Source organism: Paenibacillus urinalis (assembly GCF_028747985.1).
Lineage (GTDB): Bacteria > Bacillota > Bacilli > Paenibacillales > Paenibacillaceae > Paenibacillus > Paenibacillus urinalis.
Genome location: NZ_CP118108.1, coordinates 4,333,185 through 4,340,000, shown reverse-complemented (window position 1 = coordinate 4,340,000; position 6,816 = coordinate 4,333,185). Strand labels below are relative to the sequence as shown.

5 protein-coding genes, 9 tRNA genes and 2 rRNA genes (1 of these 16 cut by a window edge) are annotated in these 6,816 nt (G+C 47.2%); all 16 read left to right on the top strand.

Annotation, left to right across the window (positions count from 1 at the left end; genetic code table 11):
* Positions 1-144: ribosomal RNA gene (locus PUW25_RS20050) — 23S ribosomal RNA — on the top strand (it extends 2,788 nt beyond the left edge of the window).
* A gap of 224 nt (positions 145-368) precedes the next feature.
* A 5S ribosomal RNA gene (gene rrf, locus PUW25_RS20045) occupies positions 369-485 on the top strand.
* A 23-nt stretch (positions 486-508) separates the two neighbouring features.
* Positions 509-584: transfer RNA gene (locus PUW25_RS20040), tRNA-Asn, on the top strand.
* A 2-nt stretch (positions 585-586) separates the two neighbouring features.
* Positions 587-658 (top strand) — tRNA-Glu (locus PUW25_RS20035).
* Positions 659-681: 23 nt separating this feature from the next.
* A tRNA-Val gene (locus PUW25_RS20030) sits at positions 682-754 on the top strand.
* Positions 755-764: 10 nt separating this feature from the next.
* Positions 765-838: transfer RNA gene (locus PUW25_RS20025), tRNA-Met, on the top strand.
* 11 nt (positions 839-849) lie between these two features.
* Positions 850-926: transfer RNA gene (locus PUW25_RS20020), tRNA-Asp, on the top strand.
* Between the two features lie 54 nt (positions 927-980).
* A tRNA-Leu gene (locus tag PUW25_RS20015) sits at positions 981-1,061 on the top strand.
* A gap of 9 nt (positions 1,062-1,070) precedes the next feature.
* A tRNA-Gly gene (locus PUW25_RS20010) sits at positions 1,071-1,142 on the top strand.
* A gap of 22 nt (positions 1,143-1,164) precedes the next feature.
* Positions 1,165-1,244, top strand: a tRNA-Leu gene (locus PUW25_RS20005).
* 8 nt (positions 1,245-1,252) lie between these two features.
* Positions 1,253-1,326: transfer RNA gene (locus tag PUW25_RS20000), tRNA-Pro, on the top strand.
* A gap of 98 nt (positions 1,327-1,424) precedes the next feature.
* Positions 1,425-2,096 carry a BofC C-terminal domain-containing protein gene (locus PUW25_RS19995; RefSeq protein WP_047913335.1) on the top strand — a complete coding sequence of 224 codons (672 nt, stop codon included), beginning with the start codon at positions 1,425-1,427 and terminating at the stop codon, positions 2,094-2,096.
* A gap of 200 nt (positions 2,097-2,296) precedes the next feature.
* The gene (gene ruvC, locus PUW25_RS19990; protein WP_047913334.1) at positions 2,297-2,800 is read left to right on the top strand and encodes a crossover junction endodeoxyribonuclease RuvC; all 504 of its coding nucleotides are present in this window, start codon (positions 2,297-2,299) and stop codon (positions 2,798-2,800) included.
* Positions 2,797-3,414 (top strand): Holliday junction branch migration protein RuvA, encoded by a 618-nt coding sequence (gene ruvA / locus PUW25_RS19985; RefSeq protein ID WP_047913333.1) that lies wholly within the window; start codon positions 2,797-2,799, stop codon positions 3,412-3,414. Before ruvC ends, ruvA begins: the two co-directional genes overlap by 4 nt.
* Positions 3,415-3,468: 54 nt before the next feature.
* Positions 3,469-4,473, top strand: coding sequence for a Holliday junction branch migration DNA helicase RuvB (gene ruvB, locus PUW25_RS19980; protein WP_047913332.1), 1,005 nt, complete (start codon positions 3,469-3,471; stop codon positions 4,471-4,473).
* 219 nt (positions 4,474-4,692) lie between these two features.
* Positions 4,693-6,810, top strand: coding sequence for a SpoIID/LytB domain-containing protein (locus tag PUW25_RS19975; protein ID WP_052512234.1), 2,118 nt, complete (start codon positions 4,693-4,695; stop codon positions 6,808-6,810).
* Positions 6,811-6,816: the final 6 nt, after the last annotated feature.

Sequence of the window (6,816 nt, the reverse complement as noted above, 5' to 3'; positions counted from 1 at the left end):
AAAGCATCTAAGCGTGAAGCCCCCCTCAAGATGAGATTTCCCAACTAGTAAGACCCCTTGAAGACGACGAGGTAGATAGGCTGGGGGTGGAAGTGCAGCAATGCATGGAGCTGACCAGTACTAATCGGTCGAGGGCTTATCCAAAAGATACCCAAGAAAGTGAAGCGAATGCTTCGAAGATGAATCCGAATACTTTCTCGGGGCCCGGAACAAAACCGGGTAAACAAAGATTCTAACATCGCACATTGTTTCGTATCTAGTTTTCAGGGAGTAAATTCCTTGTAAAGATTTGAAGCTGCATGTCCTTTTTAAGGATTGATATTTTGCTGGTGATGATTCGCCGAAGATATCACAGCGCAAAAATCATGTTTGGTGGCGATAGCGGAGGGGTTCCACACGTACCCATCCCGAACACGACCGTTAAGCCCTCCAGCGCCGATGGTACTTGGACCGCAGGGTCCTGGGAGAGTAGGACGCCGCCAAGCTGAACTATTATTTTATTACATATTCCCTGATAGCTCAGTTGGTAGAGCACTCGACTGTTAATCGAGTTGTCACAGGTTCGAGTCCTGTTCGGGGAGCCAGCGGCCCGTTGGTCAAGGGGTTAAGACACCTCCCTTTCACGGAGGTAACAGGGGTTCGAATCCCCTACGGGTCACTTTCTTTTAAACTTTACATAATGGAGACTTAGCTCAGCTGGGAGAGCATCTGCCTTACAAGCAGAGGGTCGGGGGTTCGATCCCCTCAGTCTCCATTCTTAATATCGCGGGGTGGAGCAGCTCGGTAGCTCGTCGGGCTCATAACCCGAAGGTCGCAGGTTCAAATCCTGCCCCCGCAATTGATTTACGTGGAACTGTGGTGTAGAGGCCTAACATGCCTGCCTGTCACGCAGGAGATCGCGGGTTCGAATCCCGTCAGTTCCGCCATTTTAAATCTTTGATAAGTAGTTGGTTCGAGTCGATATGACTCTCCATATATATGCGCGTGTGGCGGAATTGGCAGACGCACTAGACTTAGGATCTAGCGTCTTTGACGTGGGGGTTCAAGTCCCTCCACGCGCATCCTATTAAGCGGAAGTGGCTCAGCGGTAGAGCATCGCCTTGCCAAGGCGAGGGTCGCGGGTTCGATTCCCGTCTTCCGCTTTTTCTTTATTTTACAAAATAGGCCGGTGTGGCGGAATTGGCAGACGCGCGCGACTCAAAATCGTGAGGGAAACCGTGGGGGTTCGAGTCCCTTCACCGGCATTATTTATCGGGATGTAGCTCAGCTTGGTAGAGCACCTGGTTTGGGACCAGGGGGTCGCATGTTCAAATCGTGTCATCCCGATTCAGGGAAAGGTTATCGCTAAGGCGGTAACCTTTTTTGTATATATTTATTGAATTCCGGTCACACTTAACAAAAAAGTGTGATAGAAGGGGATTCCATTGATTTTTTTTCGACGAAAAAATAAAGATAAACGATTTAAACGACTTAAACGTACTTTCTGGACGCTTACCCTATGTTTGGTTCTCGCGGCAATGGCTATAGGCGGGCTTCCGTTATCACAAACATTGCAGTCTTTATTGACTATGCCGGACAGTGTGGAGGTCATTGGGAATCATATGGCGTTTATGAAAGAGTCTGACCCCTCACAGGAAGTGCTTATCAACAAGCTTGAAGGTACAGAGCAGGTAAGAGAAGTCGCCTTGGAGAAGAGTTATATTTGTGGCGTGGAGACCATATCTCTGGGGATATTTGATACCGCTGAAATGGTCTCCATGATTAAGCAGCATCCCGATTGGAGCGGTCGCTTGGAACAGGACCGACTTATACTGAATGAACAGATTCATGATCTATCTCCAGAATGCAGAGAAAATGCATTTATGGGAGTAGATCCTAATGGGAATTTGATACTGTACCAAGGTGAACCTGATGAAGAGAAGGTCATTCGTACTTTTTTTCAGCTGGATGTAGGGACGATGGAATCCTCTCTCCCAGAGGGAGTCCTAGAGCAGCTCCACAAAGGAATTCGCATTCAGGATGTTGATGAATACAACAGTGTTTTATCGACTTTTAGCGATTATGCAGTTGCACCCGTCGGGAATATTGTAAGATGAATATATTTCTGAATAATTTAATATGCAGTTAATTGAAAGAAAGGGCAGTGAAAACTGCCTTTTTTGTGTTTGTTATGTTCGAAATTTCACGAAATTGTAGGAGTTTTCGTAGAAGTGCAAACTTTTTCGTTCTATGCCTTGAACATTTGATATAATGATTAAACGATACATATGTTCGCAGATGTTAAGGAGAGATGGTTTTGCGCTTTTTAGGAATTGACCCTGGGATAGCTATTGTAGGGTTTGGCTTCGTGGATAAAACAGGGAACAAATTAACACCTGTACAATACGGATCGATACAGACAGAGGCACACACGCCTGATGAGGAACGACTACTACATGTATATGAAGCAATGTGCCAATTGATAGATAAATATAAGCCGGATGCAGTTGCACTGGAGAAATTGTTTTTTAATCGAAATGTAACTACAGCGATGTCAGTAAGTCAGGCGAGGGGAGTGCTGGTGCTTGCGGCTACGCAGAGGGGACTGCCTATAGCTGAGTACACACCGATGCAGGTTAAGCAGGCTATCGTTGGCTACGGTAAGGCAGAGAAGAAGCAGGTTCAGGAGATGGTTCGAATGTATCTCAAGCTGCAGACCGTCCCTAAACCAGACGACGTTGCAGATGCCTTGGCTGTGGCTATATGTCATGCCCATTCCTATACACTAAATTCGAAGTTAAATGAGGTTACGAGAAAATGATAGATTATATTAAAGGGCCTGTTGTCATGATTGAAAATGATTATGTGGTCATCGATGTTCAAGGAATCGGCTATCAGATTTTTTGCCCGAACCCTTTTGTTTTTGCTAAGCAGGAAGGAACTGCTGTAACGGTGTATACTCATCATCATGTGAGAGAGGACGCAATGCTGTTATACGGTTTTTCTACGCGTGAGGAGCAGCAGCTTTTTCGTAAATTAATTGAAGTCTCCGGGATTGGTCCGCGGGTAGCACTGGGCATCCTAACTGGAGGTACACCAGATCAGCTGATCGCGGCCATTCATCAGGAGAATATTACGTTTCTTACGAAGCTGCCGGGTATCGGTAAAAAGACGGCTCAGCGGATGATACTTGACCTGAAGGACAAGCTTGACGGATTTGGAGGTGCCATGTATGCTACCGGTCTATTCGCACCGAATGTGGCGGAAGAAGGCGATGGCTCCTACTGGTCAGAGGCACGTGAAGGCTTGAAGGCACTTGGATATACAGACAGCGAGCTGGATAAGGTATGGCTCAAGATGAAGAATGAGACAACTGCTGAGGATACAGCAGATCTTTTGATGAAAAAGGCACTCAAAATGTTGTTTACTGGATAAAAAAAGCGGGATATCTCCGCTTGTTAATGCTTGAAGCAGAATAGAGGGATAAATATGGATGAACGGATTATATCCGCCAATCTGATGATGGAAGATCACGCGGTGGAGCTAAGTCTGCGTCCCCGCTATTTAAATGAGTATATAGGGCAAGATCAGGTCAAAGAGAACCTGAAGGTATACATTGAAGCTGCCAAGATGCGTAACGAGGCGCTGGATCATGTGCTATTGTACGGACCTCCGGGTCTTGGCAAAACGACATTATCCAACATTATCGCGAATGAGCTGGGTGTTAACCTTCGGACAACCTCAGGACCTGCCATTGAACGGCCGGGTGATCTGGCTGCGCTCTTAACCAATCTGCAGGAAGGGGACGTTCTCTTTATCGATGAAATTCACCGATTGCATCGTTCCGTAGAAGAAGTGCTGTATCCGGCTATGGAGGATTTTGCTCTTGATATTATGATCGGAAAAGGACCGAGTGCGCGTTCTGTGCGACTGGATCTTCCTCCGTTTACATTGGTAGGTGCTACTACACGAGCAGGACTGCTATCAGCACCGTTACGAGATCGTTTCGGAGTAATCAGTCGTCTTGAGTTCTATACCGTGGACGAGCTGACTTACATTGTATCTCGTACAGCGGATTTGCTCGGTATTGAGATTGTTGGCGATGCTGCCGAAGAGATTGCACTTCGTTCAAGAGGAACGCCTCGAATTGCGAACAGATTGCTGAAGCGTGTGCGTGATTTTGCTATGGTGCGGGGAGATGGAATCATTACTTCTGCTTTGGCAGAGGAAGCTTTAAAAAGATTGCAAATTGATCCGCGTGGACTTGACGATATAGATTATAAGATGCTGAAGTCGATGGTTGTGAGCTTCCGGGGCGGGCCTGTCGGACTGGATACGATTGCAGCAACAATAGGTGAAGAAAGTCAGACCATTGAAGATGTCTACGAGCCTTATCTGCTTCAGATTGGATTTCTTCAAAGGACACCTAGAGGCAGAGTGGTAACACCTGCGGCATACGAACATCTTGGTATTCCCATGCCAACAGATAAGTAAGAGTTTGACCTAGAGTAAGACATGTTCATAGGCAATAATGCCCCGCTGCTGGAGAACTGGCCATGTATTTCTGCTGCATATCTTATATCAAATGATGCTCAAAGTGTTGGATAAGTAGAACAAATCTACAGGTATAATTGTACAGCCAGAGAAACGATATGAACATTATGCAATGGAGAGGGAGTCTTTTGCACCAACATGGGGGAGGAGAATAACTAAATGTACCGAAGAACAAAGTCGAGCGAGCGTCGTCTGCATTGGTTACAGGGGGCGAAGCTCGCTGTAGCAGCGGCAGTGGTAGCAGGAAGTCTTTACATGCCGTCATATGCTGATGCATCGGAAGTTGATACGATTCGTGTTGCCATGTTTGCTGATCTAGGCAGCACGTATAAGTCAACCACGCCGGCAGTTACCATGCAAACAGCAGGTAATGGGTCTGCTGGAATAATAGGCAGTAACGGATATGAAGCATGGATCACACTTTCAAATGCTGACGAGGTTCGATTCAGCGTTGACGGATATCGTGTGAAAGTATTCGAAACCAATGAGTTTGCCAAAGCGGCAGCGATCACTAAGGCTCTGCAGAGCACAGCTGACAAACCGATAATGTATTCTGCTTCTAAGAGCGGTAAGACCGTGTATCAGGTATATGCAGGAAATTATAATACGCTGAGTCTGGCTGAAGCGGCTTCTTCACGTATAGCCCAGAATAACAGCACTCTGTTAAATGGACAAAAGCCTGCGGTGAAGGGAAGTAAACATAGCTCTGTCGGTGTCTATGCTTCCAAGGCGGCAGCTGACAAGGTACGCAGCACAATTACGGCTGAAGGATTGGATGCGTATACTGTGCTGCAAGCTACGGGTACAGGAGCTCCTGAATATGCAGTTTGGATCGGTGAAGAGACGACAGATGCACTGCTCACTTCAGTGGAAAAAGCAGTAAAACAGCAGCTGCCCCAGCTTACCGTGACTCCGGTCTCTCCAAATACCAAGGCAATTATAATTCGTGAGGATACTACGCTGAACCTTGCTTCACCAGCGGCGCGGGATCATTATATCGTCAGTGGAAATGATGCTAAGCTCGTGCTGGACGGAGGAGATGCAGGTATTCGCGTTACGGAACGATCAGCGAGAACCTATCGTGGTGATTTTGAGATTAGCACTTATAACGGTCAATTGGCATTGGTTAATGAGCTGCCGCTTGAGCAATATCTCTACTCTGTCGTGGGAACAGAGGTGTATACCTCCTGGCCGGAAGAGACATTGAAAGCCCAGGCTGTTGCTGCACGGAGCTATGCTCTATATCAGGGCAATCGATTTACAATAGCCAATGTTGTAGATACGACACTTAGTCAGGCCTATAACGGGATCGGAGCAGAGCATGAGCGTGTTACACAGGCCGTTAATGCGACAGCAGGTGAAGTCCTGAAGAGCGGCGGCAAGATTATTGAAGCCATCTTCTCCTCTAATGCAGGCGGAACAACGGCTGATCCTTCGGAGGTATGGAACGGCGGCGGCAACCTATTCGCTAGTGTGGCAAGTCCTGGAGACCAAGCAGCACAGCAAGGTACATACGAGTGGTATCATGTGCTGCTTACGGATGGCAAGACAGGCTACGTAAGGGAAGACAATACCAAATTGCTGGAAGGCACGACGGCAGCAGGGCTTCCAAAGCTGACAGTAACGGCTCAGAATACGAATGTGCGAAAAATTCCATTAATTCAATCGACTGTCAACCCAATAGCTCAATTGAATCCGGGAACCGAAGTCGTCGTTCTGGGTAAGGTTAATGAATCGGGAAGCTTCAGCTGGATGAGAGGTCCTTTCACTTCCGCAGAGGTCGTTGCGATGCTGCAAGGGAAGGTGAACACAGCTGTACCGTCTTCTATCACGAGCCTTGAAGTTACGGAACGAGGGCCATCAGGCCGGGCTTTAGAAGTACAGGCGAACGGTCAGGTGCTTGGTGTGAAATATGGTGATGCTTATCGGTCTGCATTTGGCAGCTTGCCAAGCACATTGTTTGATATTACGGATACCGGAAGTTATACTGTACTAGGTGCAAATGGACAAACCGCGGAGAAAAAAGGTTCCGGCGGTGCTCATGTCATTTCGGCTTCAGGAACCTCATCCTACTCAGGCAATTCAATGGTCGTTATGAATGGCGAGGGAGATGCGCGAGCTGTAAGCAAGACTCAATCCTTCCTATTTAACGGGCAGGGCTACGGTCATGGATTGGGCTTGTCTCAATGGGGTGCCAAGGGAATGGCAGATGAAGGGTATGATTACCAGTCTATTTTGAAACACTATTATCAGAATGTAACTATTGTTAAGGAATGACGAACT

Excerpts from the sequence above, each read along its gene's own strand:
- ruvA (WP_047913333.1), top strand. The coding sequence starts at position 2,797 with ATGATAGATTATATTAAAGGGCCTGTTGTCATGATTGAAAATGATTAT.
- ruvB (WP_047913332.1), top strand. The coding sequence starts at position 3,469 with ATGGATGAACGGATTATATCCGCCAATCTGATGATGGAAGATCACGCG.
- PUW25_RS19975 (WP_052512234.1), top strand. The coding sequence starts at position 4,693 with ATGTACCGAAGAACAAAGTCGAGCGAGCGTCGTCTGCATTGGTTACAG.